12 protein-coding genes are annotated in these 15,001 nt (G+C 51.7%); 7 read left to right on the top strand and 5 right to left on the bottom strand.

Annotated features, from left to right (window positions below; all coding sequences use genetic code 11):
- Positions 1-27: 27 nt before the first annotated feature.
- Together GJJ30_RS14155 and GJJ30_RS14150 are read left to right on the top strand one after the other, a co-directional pair.
- Positions 28-1,086, top strand: coding sequence for a sensor histidine kinase (locus GJJ30_RS14155; RefSeq protein WP_154175811.1), 1,059 nt, complete (start codon positions 28-30; stop codon positions 1,084-1,086).
- Positions 1,083-1,793: a LytR/AlgR family response regulator transcription factor gene (locus tag GJJ30_RS14150; RefSeq protein ID WP_154175810.1), complete on the top strand. Its 711-nt coding sequence runs from the start codon at positions 1,083-1,085 to the stop codon at positions 1,791-1,793. The genes GJJ30_RS14155 and GJJ30_RS14150 overlap by 4 nt, the downstream gene beginning before the upstream one ends.
- Here the strand turns inward: GJJ30_RS14150 and GJJ30_RS14145 are convergent, their stop codons facing one another.
- Together GJJ30_RS14145 and GJJ30_RS14140 are read right to left on the bottom strand one after the other, a co-directional pair.
- The gene (locus GJJ30_RS14145) at positions 1,794-4,844 is read right to left on the bottom strand and encodes a caspase family protein (RefSeq protein ID WP_154175809.1); all 3,051 of its coding nucleotides are present in this window, start codon (positions 4,842-4,844) and stop codon (positions 1,794-1,796) included.
- Between the two features lie 79 nt (positions 4,845-4,923).
- Positions 4,924-5,586: an endonuclease III domain-containing protein gene (locus GJJ30_RS14140; protein ID WP_310588257.1), complete on the bottom strand. Its 663-nt coding sequence runs from the start codon at positions 5,584-5,586 to the stop codon at positions 4,924-4,926.
- A gap of 129 nt (positions 5,587-5,715) precedes the next feature.
- Between GJJ30_RS14140 and GJJ30_RS14135 the strand changes: the two genes are divergently transcribed.
- Together GJJ30_RS14135 and GJJ30_RS14130 are read left to right on the top strand one after the other, a co-directional pair.
- Positions 5,716-6,045 carry a DMT family protein gene (locus GJJ30_RS14135; RefSeq protein WP_154175807.1) on the top strand — a complete coding sequence of 110 codons (330 nt, stop codon included), beginning with the start codon at positions 5,716-5,718 and terminating at the stop codon, positions 6,043-6,045.
- Positions 6,046-6,114: 69 nt separating this feature from the next.
- A complete protein-coding gene (locus tag GJJ30_RS14130; RefSeq protein ID WP_154175806.1) occupies positions 6,115-6,951 on the top strand; it encodes a TIM barrel protein in 837 nt (278 codons plus the stop codon).
- A gap of 80 nt (positions 6,952-7,031) precedes the next feature.
- On the opposite strand, the gene GJJ30_RS14125 is transcribed toward GJJ30_RS14130, so the two are convergent.
- The 3 genes from GJJ30_RS14125 to GJJ30_RS14115 all read right to left on the bottom strand — a co-directional run bounded on the left by GJJ30_RS14125 (position 7,032) and on the right by GJJ30_RS14115 (position 10,694).
- Positions 7,032-7,718, bottom strand: coding sequence for a GDSL-type esterase/lipase family protein (locus tag GJJ30_RS14125; RefSeq protein WP_170299189.1), 687 nt, complete (start codon positions 7,716-7,718; stop codon positions 7,032-7,034).
- Between the two features lie 133 nt (positions 7,719-7,851).
- On the bottom strand, positions 7,852-9,270 hold the full coding sequence (locus GJJ30_RS14120; RefSeq protein ID WP_154175804.1) for a DUF418 domain-containing protein: 1,419 nt from the start codon (positions 9,268-9,270) through the stop codon (positions 7,852-7,854).
- Between the two features lie 23 nt (positions 9,271-9,293).
- A complete protein-coding gene (locus GJJ30_RS14115; protein WP_154175803.1) occupies positions 9,294-10,694 on the bottom strand; it encodes a DUF418 domain-containing protein in 1,401 nt (466 codons plus the stop codon).
- Positions 10,695-10,960: 266 nt separating this feature from the next.
- On the opposite strand from GJJ30_RS14115, the gene GJJ30_RS14110 reads away from it, so the two are divergent.
- The 3 genes from GJJ30_RS14110 to GJJ30_RS14100 all read left to right on the top strand — a co-directional run bounded on the left by GJJ30_RS14110 (position 10,961) and on the right by GJJ30_RS14100 (position 14,935).
- On the top strand, positions 10,961-12,511 hold the full coding sequence (locus tag GJJ30_RS14110; RefSeq protein ID WP_154175802.1) for a DUF1800 domain-containing protein: 1,551 nt from the start codon (positions 10,961-10,963) through the stop codon (positions 12,509-12,511).
- A gap of 16 nt (positions 12,512-12,527) precedes the next feature.
- Positions 12,528-14,099, top strand: coding sequence for a DUF1501 domain-containing protein (locus tag GJJ30_RS14105; RefSeq protein ID WP_154175801.1), 1,572 nt, complete (start codon positions 12,528-12,530; stop codon positions 14,097-14,099).
- 152 nt (positions 14,100-14,251) lie between these two features.
- A complete protein-coding gene (locus GJJ30_RS14100; protein WP_154175800.1) occupies positions 14,252-14,935 on the top strand; it encodes an MCP four helix bundle domain-containing protein in 684 nt (227 codons plus the stop codon).
- The last annotated feature ends 66 nt before the right edge of the window (positions 14,936-15,001 follow it).

The raw sequence follows: 15,001 nt of genomic DNA, 5'->3' as shown, positions 1-15,001 counted from the left end.
TTGTAGATTACCGTGAAAAGCAACGGCATGAAGCGCAGCATTCCTCCCCTGATCATTCACATTCTCATTGGGCTGGCCTTTCTGGCGCTTCCGTACATTTTTGCCCCGCGCGGTTTTTCGGGCTTGACGCAACTGGCTGATAACCCGCACGAACGGACGAATTTTCTGTCCTATCTGTTCATGCTGGTGTTCTTTTATTTCAACTATTATTTTCTGATTCCAAACCTCTATCTTGGTCGAAAATACCTGCTTTACGTTGCCAGCGTCGTGGGCTGTTTTTTGGTTATAATCGGGATGGTTCTGTTTCTGGATCGTCAGGATATAGTGGTTTCCTCCTTACCTCGGCCGAATCAGTTGCCCGAAATCACCGGTTTTGAGCCGGGTGATTTGCCCGAAAAACCGCCTTTCGGATTTGAGCTGAGCCACGCCCTGTTTCTGTTTCTGGTCGGTATTTTCGTCTCGCTTTTTCTCCAGATCAACAACCGCTGGCGGCTTACCGAACAGGAGAAACTGGCCACCGAACTGTCTTACCTGAAAGCGCAGATCAACCCGCATTTTCTGTTCAACACGCTGAACAGCATTTATTCACTGGCCATCGAAAAGTCCGACCGAACGGCCGACGCAGTCGTAAAACTCTCGTCATTAATGCGTTACGTCATCCGAGACGCGGGTAGCAACCAGGTACCGCTGGCCAAAGAAGTGGATTACATCAGTGATTATATTGCCTTGCAGAAACTGCGGCTGGACGACACGGTGCAGATCGAATTTGCAGTCAGCGGTCTTTTCAACGGGAAACAGATTGCCCCGCTGATCCTGATTTCGTTTATCGAGAACGCGTTTAAATACGGTGTCAATCCCGAAGAAAAGTCGATGATTCACATCACCATCTCGCTTTCAGCGAACAACCTGCGTTTGTACGTGTTCAACAAAAAAGTTCGGGTTTATCACAATGACGAAGCTTCGGGCGGTATCGGGATTGAAAATACCCGAGCCCGGCTGCAACTCATGTATCCCGATCAGCACGTTTTGACGATTACGGATAATCCGACCGGTTTTGCCGTGGAACTTACGATAACTCTTGCATGATCCGAGCCATTGCGTTAGACGACGAACCGCCCGCCCTGCGCGTACTAACCCATTTTTGCAGTCAGATTGGCTCCGTTGACCTGCAAAAAACGTTTTTGCGCCCCGACGAAGCCCTCCATCACCTCCATCAGGTTCCGACCGAGTTGCTGTTCCTGGACATCAACATGCCATCGGTTTCGGGCATTGAATTTCATAAAGCAGTGCCGGATCAGATGATGGTAATCTTCACGACTGCTTACGCCGAGTACGCCGTAGAAGGTTTCACGTTGAACGCCGTTGATTACCTGTTGAAACCGTTTACGTTCGAGCGGTTTCAACAGGCCGTTAACAAAGCGAACGAACACCACCGATTGCGGCATCCCGCCGAACCCCGGAAAGAAGCTTATCTGTACATCCGGGCCGACTATACGTTGCATAAAATTACGCTGGCGGACATCGTTTTTATCGAGGGTCTGGACGATTACCTCAAAATTCACACCGTCACCAGCACCCGCCCCATCGTGGCCCGCATGACGATGAAAGCGATCCTGCAAAAACTGCAGGAAGCGGACCCGGATTCCGGGCAGTTTATTCGCGTCCACCGCTCCTACATCGTTCCGTTCCACCGAATCGAGCAGGTCCGAAACCGGATTATTTCGCTGGCGGGTGAGGAAATTCCGATCGGCATGAGCTACGAAGCCGACTTTTTCAAGCGGTTTCAGCCGTAATCAGGCGGTTCTTCCCGAACCTTCCCGCTCCAGCTTTCCGATAAGCTGGGCGTATTTGGTCGCAATGCTCAGGAATCCTTTGTCGTTCGGATTAAATTCGTCGTACCAGTATTTCAGTTGCTCGGTGGCCGGACGCAGCGTGCCGCGCAGATCGATATATGTCACATTTTCGTACCCGGCAGCCGCCCGTTGCAGTCGCTCGTTAAACCCATCGACCATCAACCGGATCAGGTTTTTCTGTTCCGCCAAATCCATAATTCCCCGTTCATTCAGGGTTTTACTGATCAGACCGGTTTTTCCGGACTGGGTTTCGGCCGCATCCGGAATCAGGTAATCATAGCCGTGAACCAGCACCCGAACCTTTTCATTTCGCAGTCTGATGAGTCGGAAAAGCCGGTTCAGATCCGACTCCAGTTCGTCGAGGGCGGCCTTGAAAGCGTCCGTCAGATAGCCTTGCGGAGCCGATTCGGTCTTCGCTCCTTTCTCGCGGATATAGGTTGAAAATTCCTCCCCGAAAAAATGCGTTCCCCCGCCACTCAGCAGAAAATACCGGGGACTCACCTGCGCAATGGTTTCCAGGAACTTTGAATTTTCGATGTATTTTTTCAGCGATTTCCCGACGCCCGACGTGCAGTTCACGGAATAAACCCGCGCCAAATAATCGACAATGTCGCTCAGCAGCGGATACTGAAACCACGAATCGCCACCGGCCACCATCCGAACCCGGTCCGGGTATTTGATCAGGTTCTGTTTGTACTGCCGGTTGCGGACCTGGTAGGCAATTTTGTCGTTCACAAACGCGGTCAGATCACCCCACAGCCCGCGCTGGCCGTCGCCGGTAATGACCAGTTCTTCGCGCAAAACAAGCGTGGAATCAACCGGGTTGGGCCGGAAATAAAGACCAAGGGCAAAATCGGCCATCGGATTGTCGGCCGGAACGCCATCAACCAGAACCGGTTCCATCATCTGGCTCAATTCATTCACATCCACTTTGTTATACATCGGATTCGGAATGCGAACCGTAACGGTCTGGGTGCTCCAGTCCGGAAATTCCTCTTCTTCTTCCGTGTCGAAAGCCGACGCCCGGGTCGGTTTCGTTTTCTCCCCCAGTGTATACGGCGACGGCAGCACGTCCAGCTCCAGCATCGACAGGGTGGCTTCGGAAAGCGGGTTGACCGACACAATGACTTTGAAATATTCCGTCACTTCGGGCCAGTTGTACTGGCGAACGGTTTCCTCCAGGCTCATCCGTACCACGTCCAGCCGCCCCGTCAGCGAGTTCCGGCTGGGCAGACCGAGCCATTCCGACTGCCCCGGTTCGAGCCGGTAGTTTCCCACCTGAAGCCGCTCGTTGATAGGCAGAAAACTTTTCGTGGACATAAAATCCCGCGACAGGTACAAAACCGTGCAGTAAAGCGTCTGGAACGTCGGATTGGTCAGCTGAATTTTGACTTTGTTGGTCCACTCGGTTTTCCCTTTTGGTGAAATGCCTTCGCGCAACGGAATCGTCACGGGTGCGGGATTGGCCCCTTTCAGCGTTATGGTTTCTTCCGCTTCCGGCGTCACCGCAATCGTCAGAATGGGTTCGGCGGCTTCGGGATTTCGCAATTCTTTCAGGTACTGCCAGGCGGCCAGATGCCGCAAATCCGACGTTAAGGCTTTAAACGCCAGATCCAGATCATCGGCAGCAACGGGCCGGATAAGCGGGCGGTTTTCGTCGTTGGGCCGGGAAAAATACCATAAACCGTTGCGAACGTGCAGCGTATAGTCGGCGCTTTCTTCCACTTCTTCGGGAACAAAAAACGCACCCGCCTGCTCGGTCAGGGTTTGCAACAGCAGCGCCTGTTCGGCAACGTCGCCGTTGTGGTTGATGAAATGGAGCTTCACCGGTTCGCTCAGCAAGCCTTCCACTTCAGCCCGATAGGCTTTGGCCGGGTCAAGGGTAGACTGCTGCGCAGCTTCCAGTTTCAGCAGCGTATAATCAGCCCCAATTTTTAGCGGAGTGGCCGGAAAAGCCGGTTTTCCGGTTTCATCCAGAATAACGATGCTTTTGGTGGTTCGCCCAACGCCATGAATCGCGCCCACATCGAGCAGCCAACGTTGCTGGCTGGGATTAAAGGTGATCTCGGCGGTAACGGTCTGGGCGTTGATGGGACGTTTCAGAAAACCGAGTTGCAGCAGTTGGTCGGACGAATCGCCCGCTGCGGAAATCCGGGGACGCTGCTCGTACGCAAACCGCATGTATTGTCGAACCCGGTTGTGAAGCGTCTGGTACGAAACATCGCCGTTGGTCGCTTTCAAAACCGCCAGCAGATTTTTGGTAAATACGCCCTCTTTGTTTTCCCGGTCTTCTACGGCGGCTTCGTCCGATTCGCAGGCCGCCAGTTGAACGTGCGTTCCCAGCGGAATCAACTCGTCGAGTCCTTTATGCCGAAAATCGTCTTCCGAAAACCGGTCGTGAAAAATAAAACCCTCCCACGGCCGCATGGGTGCCGATTGCGACAACCGGCGTTCCTGCATTTTCTGTCCTTCGGGCGTTTCCGCCAGCAAATCGAAAAACCGGGTGTTATCGCCGGAATGGCAGCAATCGAAAATCGTGACGATGTGCGCCCCGGTTTGGCTGAGCTCCTGAATCAAAAACCGTAACTCTTTGTCCGTCAACAGATAATCCCAGGTGTGAGCGGCATCGCCATCGAAACAGACGATACTTTCGAGCTTTTTGTCGGTTTCGGTGGGCCAGAGGGCCGGGTCAGCGGCTTCCTGGGCGCCGTGGCCCGCGTAATAAAACAAAACCGTATCGTTCGGGCCGGCGTTTTTCAGGTGCGTGCGAAAGCCCCCGACAACGGCGGTTTTGGTCGCTTCCTGGTCGCTGAGGTGGAGCGAATGATGTTCAAAATCCGTCAGACCAGCGAGGTAGCTCTCCATTGTGGCCGCATCCTGAACGGCGCCGTTCAACTGCCGCACCTGTTGGTAGGCGTTGACGCCCACGACCAAGGAATAAAGTTTCGGTTTTTCGGAACCCGCTGAGGTTGCGGAATTTAATGGATTCATGACGGGGTTTGACGGAATAGAGTAGCGATCAGCATATCGGTAACTAATCGCAAGAAATATAGGGAATTATCCGCAAATTTCACCGACTCTCCGTCACGCCAACGCGTTCGCACCACGCTAGAACCGGGCAGGTGGAACAATGCGGCAAACGGCCCGTGCAAATGTGTTTTCCGAACGGCATCAGCAACCGGTTAATGTCGATCCATTGCGCAACAGGCACGCGTTCTTCCAGTACTTTCAGCGTATGTTCCGGTTGCTGCGTGTGCACAAAACCCCAGCGATTGGTCACCCGGTGCACGTGAATGTCGACACTGATGGCGGCCTGCCCGGTTGCTACGCCCAGCGTCAGGTTCGCACACTTCGGACCAACGCCTTTGAAGGAGGTCAGCGTTTCAAAATCGGCGGGAATCTGCCCGTTGAATTCATCGACCGCACGCTTCGCGATGCCCAGCATCGTGTAGGCTTTTTGGTCAGGGTATTGCGTTCCGTAAAGCAGTTTCGCCAAAGCCGCCGGTTCCAGTTGCAGCAGTTGTTCGGGCGTTCGGGCCACGGCAAACAGCCGCAGCGAAACCGGAATGGTCACCTCGTCCAGCGTGCGGATGGAGATGATGCAGGAAATAAGCTGCTCGAAAACGCTGTTGTAACCCCGTTCGAACAAGTCGAACATGGCGGCTTTCGGGTACGGCCGGATGGCTTCCTCAATCCGGCTCAGAACCAATGTCAAATCAAAATCAGGTTTCACAAAATAGGTAACCAAAAAAAAGCCGGGTAGTTTATGGTTTACCAAAAGCGTTCGCAGAGATTTGCACCGGTTTTATTCAAGAACCGTTTTACGGGCTAAAACCCGTTCCATTGCTTCGTTCAAACCATTATGCGAACTGTCGTTTTACTAATTTTCTCCAATATTTTTATGACCACGGCCTGGTATTGGCACCTGCGCTACAAAGGCGAATCGCTGTGGAAAGTGATTCTGATCAGTTGGCTAATCGCTCTGGTCGAATACTGCCTGGCGGTTCCGGCCAACCGCATCGGATCGTACCAATTCAGCGCTTTTCAGCTCAAAACCATGCAGGAGGTAGTTAGTCTGGTGGTTTTCGTTGCCTTTGCGGTTTTTTACCTGAAAGAAGACATCAAGTGGAATTACATCGTCGGTTTTGTGTTGATTATCCTGGCGGTTTTTTTCGTCTTTAAAAAGTGGTAAGCAGGCTGCGGTAGTAGACTTCTCCGAACAATTCCTTTGGTGATTGATCCATTCGTATTTCCTGATTTTATGACAACAAGACGAGATTTTCTGAAAGCAACCGGTAGCCTGGCAGCCGGGGCGTTTCTGGCACCGACTTTTGCGGAAGCGGCTAAAGTAAAAAATGTGGGCATCCAGTTGTACACGGTCCGGAAGGAAATGCTGGCCGACGCCGTCGGTACGCTGAAACAACTGGCCAAAATTGGGTACAAAGAACTGGAATCGGCCCGCAGCGAAAAGGGGAATTTCTACGGTTTAAAGCCGAAGGAAATCAAAAAAATCGCCGGCGACCTGGGCATGAACGTCCGTAGCGGTCACGTACACATCGATAAAGACTGGAAAAAATCGGTCGACATGGCCGCCGAAGCCGGGCAAAGCTACCTGGTTTGCTCGTCATTACCGTCTGAGGGACAAACCGTTGCCAACTACGAGCGATGTGCCGATACGTTTTCCAAAGCTGCCGAAGACTGCAAAAAAGCCAACCTGGTGTTCGGTTACCACAACCACGATTACGAATTTGAAAAGAAAAACGGCAAACCGCTGTACGACATTCTGGTGGAGAAATCGGATAAAAATCTGGTCAAAATGGAGCTGGATTTGGGCTGGGTGATCGTTACGGGCAACGATCCGCTGACGTATTTTGCCAAGTATCCGGGCTGTTTTCCGCTCTGGCACCTGAAAGACATGGACAAGGTCAAAAAGGAAAGCACCGAATTTGGCAAAGGGCAGATCGACATTGTGAAAATGCTGAAGAACATCGACAAATCCGGCATGAAATACTTCTTTGTCGAGCAGGAAGAATATCCCAAAACCGCTCTGGAAAGCGCCACTTACGACTTTAACTATCTTGCAAAACTAAATTATTAGAACCACCCCTGTCAGCGCCGGGCCGTCGTACGGTTGAAGACCCTGACAGCGGGTTCTTTCTCCAACCGGCAGAAACCTACTCATTTCGAGCGAACCGATAACTTCCGCTTCAACGCCCGAAACCAGGTCTGCGCCATTTTTTCCGCACCCACAGCGTTCGGATGAACTTTGTCCGCGATCGTCATTTTTTGCCAGTCCCAGCCTTTGGCCTGATTGACCAGAATCAAATTCTTCGAATTCAGGTGGTTAACCATCGCTTTGATTTCCTCGTTCAGGGCCGGGATGTAGCTGTACTTGGGCAATTTCCCGCTGGTAATAACCTGCGCCACCAGAATGATCACCCGCGGGTTGATGGCCGTTAGCTTGCTGATAATTGATTGTTGGGCCGCAATAATCCCCGCGACCGGTTTTTCGGTATCAAAATGGTTATGTCCGGTGTGCAGCAAAACCACATCTGCGGGAAACCGGGTGTAAATGCTATCGACGATCGACGCCAGATACTCCGCATTTTTGCCCCCGTATCCCGCGTTGTAAACCGTGTCGGTTGGGCTGACACTGGGCTTCGGGCCAATAAACTTCAGCCTATACCGCGCGTCCCGGATTTTTTTCTGAAGCGGAAAAAGATACGAGACAAAATCGGCACCGCCCTGCGTGATGGAATCACCCAGGCCAAGGATCGTTATCTCCTGGCTGGTCGTGTCGTTCTGGTTGGGTTCGGAGGCATCCGGGCATGCCGGATAACCGACTGATACCGAGGTTGAAAGCATCAAAACAAGGGAAACAAGACAACCAATTCCAGCGAATCGCATACATGACTTTTTCTCTATAAAGCATTCGGATGCCGTTTCCTTCTTATTGCAAACGATAAAAAAGATAAATCCATAGACAGCGACATCCTCGCTAAGCCAATGCGGTTTCGGCGGTCGGTTTTGGCCGAATCAGCATGGGTTGCGGTTTCCAGTAGGTCAGCGACCGCCAGAGCCATTCAAAAGGACCAAACCGGAAATAGCTCAGCCAGATGGGCGATGTGATCAGTTGAAAAACCCACACGCCCGCAACGAGGTAATAAAGTTCGTGGTAAGCCAGTTTGCCGAAATAGCCCAACCCGTAGCCGTTGAAGAAAAGTGTACAGATGATACTCTGCATGAGGTAGTTGGTAAAAGCCATCTGCCCCACGGCCGTCAGGGCTTTCATGAGCCAGGGAACGACGTTCGAGCGGTAAACCAGGATGAGCAAACTGGCGTGACCAACGGCCAGCAACCCCCGCCGGAGATCATAAAGCTGGAACGGATCGACCCGGAACGTATCGAACACCTGCCCTGCGTTCTGGAGCCAGTCGACAAAGCTGGCACGGAAAAAGAACCAACTGATCGGAAATCCCAGGCCGTACCCGACCAGCAAGGCAACAGCGTAGGTCGAGGTGGGCAGCTTATTGGAAAAGAAGCCCCACCCGAGTAAAGCCATGCCCAGAAACATCATCGACAGCATATCCCAACTGCCAAAATAAACACCCCAGGATTCGGCCCCGCTGTTGTTCGGGATCAGGCTGGCGAAAACCGTGCCGTAACCCGAACGGCGTTCCTTGACCAGTTTGGCATCCCGTTTGGGGTCCGGCTTGAAGTTCTTCTCGAAATTTTCCCAGGCGGTTTTGGCCTCCAGTTGCTTGGCCGACGGTTTTTTATGCGCTTTTTCAAGCTTGACCGCTTCCAGATAGCCGGTCCGGTTTTCACGCATTCCGCTGTACCACAGATCATTGCGCAAATAATTAGCCCCAATGCACAAAACCGCCATTACGACCAGCCAGCCCGGCTTCATTTTTCGGAAAGGATACAACAGCATGCCGCAAAGCCCGTAGAAATAAAGGATATCTCCCGACCAGAGTAGAATATAAGCGTTAAAAACCCCGAACAGGACGAGCCAGAGCAGACGCCGATAATAATAGTCGGCTACCGTTGGGCCCTGCCCCTGCTCCGGTTTATTCGTCAGAAACAGAATCATTCCGGCCCCGAAAAGCATCGAAAACAAAGCCCGCATGGTGCCCGCAAAAGCCGTATCGACCACCGCCAGCGTATAAAAATCCGTACTTTCCGGATGCTTGACGATGTTGATAAATCCGGACCAGACGTAGCCAAAACTTTTAATATTCATCATCAGAATGCCCAGCAGTGCCAGACCCCGAATCAGGTCGATGGTCTGAATCCGGTCGGCTTTGGCAACGGGCTGCGGGGAATCGACGGTAGTTGAATAATCCGTTGAAGTTGCGGAAAACAGGGTAGCGGAGGCATCCGCTGGCAGATAAGATGAAGGAGAAGTTTCCATGCAAAGGTCAGGTTGTGAAGTGTTTAGGATAAAACCGGGGTGGATTCGGGGCCCGGTTCGTGCCGACGCAGGGGCTGCCACTGGCCAGTGGTCAGCGACTTCCAGAGCCATTCGACCGGGCCAAGCCGAAAATGACGCAGCCAAACCACGCTGAAGACGATCTGCAGCAACCAGAGTTCGGCCACAATCAGGTAAAGCGCGGAAAGCCGGAGCTGACCAAAATACCCAAAACCGTAGCCATTAAAAAACAACGTACACGCAACCGACTGGGTGAGGTAGGTGGTCAGCCCCATTTGCCCTACCGCTCCAACGGCCTGCCACCACCAGCCTGCAAAATTTAGCCGGTACAGCACCATGACCAGACTGGCCCAGCCGACCGCGGACAGCGCCTGCGAAAAGGGTCGAAAAACCTCGTGAAGCGGCAACCAACTGGTAGAAATATAGTTCGTAAAATCCGTGAGCAGCCATTCATTCGAGAAAACCGATAGCCAGGCCAGCGCCTGTCCGATTAACAACCCGACCGCGGCCAAACCGGTGTACTGCCGGGTCGTCAATTGATCGGTGTAGAACCCCCACCGAAACAGCGCCATACCCAGTAAGATCATCGAGGCAATATCCCACAAACCCAGCCGGTAAAGGTACTGCGCCTGCGTGGCCTGGATAGTCGGCAGCAAATGACTCCAAACCGTCGAATAGTCGGAGCGCATGGCTTTGATGGTGGACTCATCCTGCTTTTTATCGTATTGGTGGCTTTTTACCAATCCTTCCCAGGCCGATTTATCGTCTTTCTGCTCATCGTTAAGTGCTGCTTTTTTCGCTTTTGTTGCGGTTTTCTTGTCAAGTTGCTTCTGCTTCTTTTCGAGCGCAACTACTTTTTGGTATTTCTCGTACTTTTCCTTTTGCTCCGTGAAATTCCAGTAGGTTTTTCCGCTGTAAATCAAACCCATCGCAAGCGCGCTGACCAGCAAAGTCCGCATGGACATCAACCGAAACGGAAACAACAAGATGCCCACGATTCCGTAAAGGAAAAGCAGATCATAGGTCCAGAGGAATCCGATCGCGTTGATCAGCCCGAACGCAATGAGCCACATCTGGCGCCGGATGTATAATTCGGGAGCGGCCATCCCGTTTGCGGTTTTTGTTTTACCCAGAAAGAGCAGAATGCCGGCCCCGAACGCCATTGTGAAAGCGGCCTGCATGGAATGACCAAACAACACCTGAATCAGGGTGATCAGCCAGTAACTGCCGCCGTGAGGCCCCCGAATAAAGTGCTGAATCTGCGGTTCGGTCAGTCCAAAAGCCTGAATATTCACCAGCAAAATACCCAGCAAGGCAGTTCCCCGAAGGATGTCGAGAGTTGAAAACCGCCCGATCCGAGGCCCCGGCGCAGTTTGATCCAGATTAGGCGCTTGTGCAGCTTCCATTAAAAATTAGTTAGGTACTTGAAGGGAGAAAGTAGCGAATTGAAACGCCTTCAAAATGACTGAGTTAATATATCGAATTTGCGGATTCCCGGCTTTAACTATTTAGGAATCGGTCATTTGGGATTCAAATTCGTTGAAAAAACTACTCTTTCCTGAGCGGAGAAGAGCGCCAAACCGATTAAAAATCAATTAATTACTGGATTGTTAACTAAACCTTATGTACCTTATTGTGATCAGTTAGTTACAACCGATAACTCTATCCTATCTTGGCTTTACTGGATGCATATCCGAAACCGCTGACGGCGGATCAGGTGGCTTATCTCCTGCGCCGGGCCACGTTTGGCCCAACCGCCGGTCAGATCAAAGCGTTGGCTGGTCAAACGGCGGCTCAGGTGGTGGCCAAACTGCTGGCCGATCAGCCCGTTCCTGCTCCTCCCCTTTCGTTGGAAACCGGCAAGACGTTTCACGACCTGCCTTTCGATTCGGTCAACACGGGAAAATTAAAGCAGTACGTTAAAAACTGGTGGGCCAATCTGATGCTCAATGAACCGGTTTCGCTGCTCGAAAAAATGACGCTGTTCTGGTCGAACCACTTCGTCACCAACGATGCAACCGTGACGGATTACCGCTACACGTACCGCTATAACTGCCTGCTGCGGCAACACGCACTGGGCAATTTTAAAGCGTTCACTATCGCCATCACGCAGGACCCGGCCATGCTCCGGTTTTTGAACGGAAATCAGAACGTAGCCGGTACCGCTAACGAAAACTACGCCCGCGAACTCCAGGAGCTTTTTACGATCGGTCGCAACGGCGGGTATACGGAAGACGACGTCAAGGCGGCCGCGCGCGTCCTGACGGGCTGGGCCGACACCGGTTACCGCGATGTCAACAATGCGGCCATCACCAGCGCGTTTCGGGCCAACCGGCACGATACCGGCGATAAACAGTTCTCGGCAGCCTATCAGAATACCGTGATTAAAGGGCGAACGGGAAACAATGCGGGTCTGGACGAACTAAATGAGCTGCTGGATATGATTCTGCGCCAGGCAGAAACGCCCCGCTACATCTGCCGCAAACTTTACCGCTGGTTTATCAACTCGGAGATTCCGGCAGACGTCGAAACTAATTTTATCCAGCCCCTGGCGGAGGTTTTCCGGAAGAATAATTTTGAGGTAAAACCGGTGTTATCGGCTCTATTTCAAAGCCAGCATTTCTTCGATGAATCCTTGCGGGGTGCCATCATTAAATCGCCAGCCGATCTGGTTGTGAGCACCTTGCGCTTCTGGGATGTTCAGGCACCGGACTCCTCCCAGAACATAACGGCTTTTCACCAGGTTGGGAATTACATCAATGCCCGGGTCAAGGAAGAGAAGCAGGAATTACTGAATCCGCCGACGGTTTTCGGCTGGACGGCTTTCTACCAAACCGGTTATTACCAGCAGTGGATTAATTCGGCTACGCTGGGGCTACGCGGTTCTTTCGGCGATGCCTTAACGACCAGCGCCCTGAAGCTGAACGGAAAACCGGTTATCGACATTCTGCCCTACGTCAAAACGCTTTCCGACCCCACGGATCCGGCGAAACTGGTTAATGAACTAACGGGGCAGTTGCTGGCGGTTGCCCTGACGCAGGCGCAAAAAGACTTTCTGACCGATACGGTTTTGCTCAATTCGATTCCGCGTTATGAATGGGCTGGTGAGTGGAACGATTACGTCAAATCTCCGAACGATGCCGCCAAAAAACGGGCCGTCCAGACCAAACTAACTGCTTTCCTGCAATACGTTTTCCGAATGGCAGAATACCAGGTTTATTAAATGAAATTTTCGCCCAATGAAACTATCGCGTCGTCATTTTTTACAACACGCTGCCTCCTCGCTGCTGCTGCCGGTTCTGGTCGATGGGTATGGCGCCCGGGCCTTTGCGCGTCCGTCGTCGTTTGTGCAATCGCTGATCAGCCTGGCCGAGCAAAGCGATCGGGTGCTGGTCATCATTCAGTTACAGGGCGGGAACGATGGCCTGAACACGGTGATCCCGCTCGACCAGATGAATCTGTACTCGTCCGCGAGTTTTCGGGGAAACATTGCCATTCCCGAAGCCAAAGCGCTGAAACTGAAGTATTATCCGGAAACCGGTCTGCATCCGGCGATGACCGGAATGCAGCAGTTGTTTAACGAAGGCAAACTGAGTATTGTGCAGGGCGTTTCGTATCCGTCGCCCAATTTTTCCCATTTTCGGGCGAGCGACATCTGGATGACGGGAACGGATGCGGACAAAACCGCTACCTCGGGCTGGACCGGGCGCTACCTGGACAGTCGGTTTCCGGGATTTCCCGAAAATTACCCAACCGACAAATTACCCGACCCGCCAGCCGTTCAGATTGGCTATGTAACGGCAACAACCCTCCTCGGCCCGACCAACTCAATGGCCATTGTGCTGCAAGATCCCGAGACGTTTGCGCGGCTGGTGGGCGAAACGCCCAAAGATCCGCTGACCACGATTCCGGGCTATGCCGGACGACAGATCGACTTCATTCGCCAACAGCAGGCCAGTTCGGTCAGTTATGCCAGCCAGATCAAAACCGCGGCTGGCAAGGGAAAAAATCTGGCAGTGTATCCCGATAAAAATGCCCTCGGCGACCAGTTAAAAATCATCGCCCGACTCATCAGTGGCGGTTTGCAAACGAAAGTTTATTACCTCACTTTGGGCGGTTTTGATAATCATGCCAACCAGGTGGTTGCTTCCGACACCACCACTGGTACGCACGCAACCCTGCTGAAAACCCTTTCTGACGCGGTTTTGGCCTTTCAAAACGACCTGACGCAACTGAAAGTCGATGATCGGGTGGTGGGGATGACGTTTTCGGAATTCGGGCGACGGGCCAAATCCAACGGGAGTTTCGGCACGGACCACGGCACTTCGGCTCCGATGTTTGTTTTTGGCAATGCCGTTAAAACCGTGATTGTGGGCAAAAATCCGAACCTGAGCGATCTGGACGCCAGTAACCTGAAAATGCAGACTGATTTTCGCCAGGTTTACGCAGCGATCCTGACCGACTGGTTTGGGGCCGACGCCAGTGTTGAAACCGCTGCGCTATTCCGGGATTTTCCGGCGGTGCCGGTATTTCGGCAAACCATTACGGCGGTCGAGCCGGTTCGTTCGGATGCCCGCTTGTATCCTAATCCGGCTTCGAGCGAGGTGGTGCTAGAGTCGGACTGGCTGACTCAGGGGGTAAAAAATCTGACAATTTCCGACTTGCAGGGGCGGATTTTGCCCGTGCGGTCATCGCGGCCAACCGCCACCTCCGTGCGGTTCAATGTCAGCAACCTGCCAACCGGCACGTATCTTCTGCGGGTCGAAACCGCTCAGGGTGTTTTCACCAGAAAAATGGTTGTGGCCCACTAAAATAGTGGGCAAGGCGGGTCGGCTACTGGTTTGTTTCCCAATTATTGACTTCCAAATCCGGAAATAGTAAAATCTATACACAAATAGTCTAAATTTCGTTGATAATAAACCAATCGGGACGAAATTTCCCGGTAGTTCAAATCACGATTCGTATGAAATGGTCCTTTGTTATCCAGCAAAAATTAAAAGCGGCAGTTCTATTAACCGGAATTATGCTACTCATTGTATTGAGTACATTTCTTTCGCGAAGAAATATAAATGACATTGATAAATCTTTCTCTTCCATTTATCGGGATCGCCTGGTTCCGGCGGTCGATATGGTTTATTTAAGCGAGAATTTATACACCAAACGGTTGATACTGGAACGCTATCTTTTCTCTTCCGCTCATTCTTCACCACAGGAAATCAACCGGCTACTTAAAAAACAGAATCGTTCGATTGATTCGCTGCTCACCAATTACGAAAAAACATTCCTGATCGCCGAGGAAGCGAAAAGCCTTCAGTTATTTAAAAACCGGGTTAATCAATACGGGCAACTCGAAAATAAGATTCTCCACTGTGTACAAACGGGTTATAAAGAAACCGGTTGTGAGTTATTCAATGAAAAGGGGTCGGTTGTATTTCAGCAATTAATAAAGGGTTTAAATGATTTAATAACGATTCAATATACTGAGGGCCAAAGCCTTGTGAAGGAATCAAAAAGCGAATCATCCCAGTTTAATCTCATTTCTACCTTGCAGATAGCCATTGCTATTTTCATCGGACTACTGATATTAGGCCTGATTTATAATTCCAGAATTACTACGCACGACAAACAACCTTTTCACTTAAACTAACAGGATATTTGTTTTTATATACAAATAACTATTGGTTTGAAATCGGAAAATAAACTGATCCGTTAA

Origin of the sequence: Larkinella terrae (assembly GCF_009668025.1) — a bacterium.
Classification (GTDB): Bacteria; Bacteroidota; Bacteroidia; order Cytophagales; family Spirosomataceae; genus Larkinella; species Larkinella terrae.
The sequence above is the reverse complement of the archived record's forward strand: the minus strand, read 5'-3'. Positions and strand labels throughout refer to the sequence as shown.

Coding starts and splice junctions, on each gene's coding strand:
- GJJ30_RS14135 (WP_154175807.1), top strand. CDS start 5,716: ATGCGAACTGTCGTTTTACTAATTTTCTCCAATATTTTTATGACCACG.
- GJJ30_RS14105 (WP_154175801.1), top strand. CDS start 12,528: ATGAAACTATCGCGTCGTCATTTTTTACAACACGCTGCCTCCTCGCTG.
- GJJ30_RS14120 (WP_154175804.1), bottom strand. CDS start 9,270: ATGGAAACTTCTCCTTCATCTTATCTGCCAGCGGATGCCTCCGCTACC.
- GJJ30_RS14100 (WP_154175800.1), top strand. CDS start 14,252: ATGAAATGGTCCTTTGTTATCCAGCAAAAATTAAAAGCGGCAGTTCTA.
- GJJ30_RS14155 (WP_154175811.1), top strand. CDS start 28: ATGAAGCGCAGCATTCCTCCCCTGATCATTCACATTCTCATTGGGCTG.
- GJJ30_RS14125 (WP_170299189.1), bottom strand. CDS start 7,718: ATGCTTTCAACCTCGGTATCAGTCGGTTATCCGGCATGCCCGGATGCC.
- GJJ30_RS14145 (WP_154175809.1), bottom strand. CDS start 4,844: ATGAATCCATTAAATTCCGCAACCTCAGCGGGTTCCGAAAAACCGAAA.
- GJJ30_RS14115 (WP_154175803.1), bottom strand. CDS start 10,694: ATGGAAGCTGCACAAGCGCCTAATCTGGATCAAACTGCGCCGGGGCCT.
- GJJ30_RS14130 (WP_154175806.1), top strand. CDS start 6,115: ATGACAACAAGACGAGATTTTCTGAAAGCAACCGGTAGCCTGGCAGCC.
- GJJ30_RS14150 (WP_154175810.1), top strand. CDS start 1,083: ATGATCCGAGCCATTGCGTTAGACGACGAACCGCCCGCCCTGCGCGTA.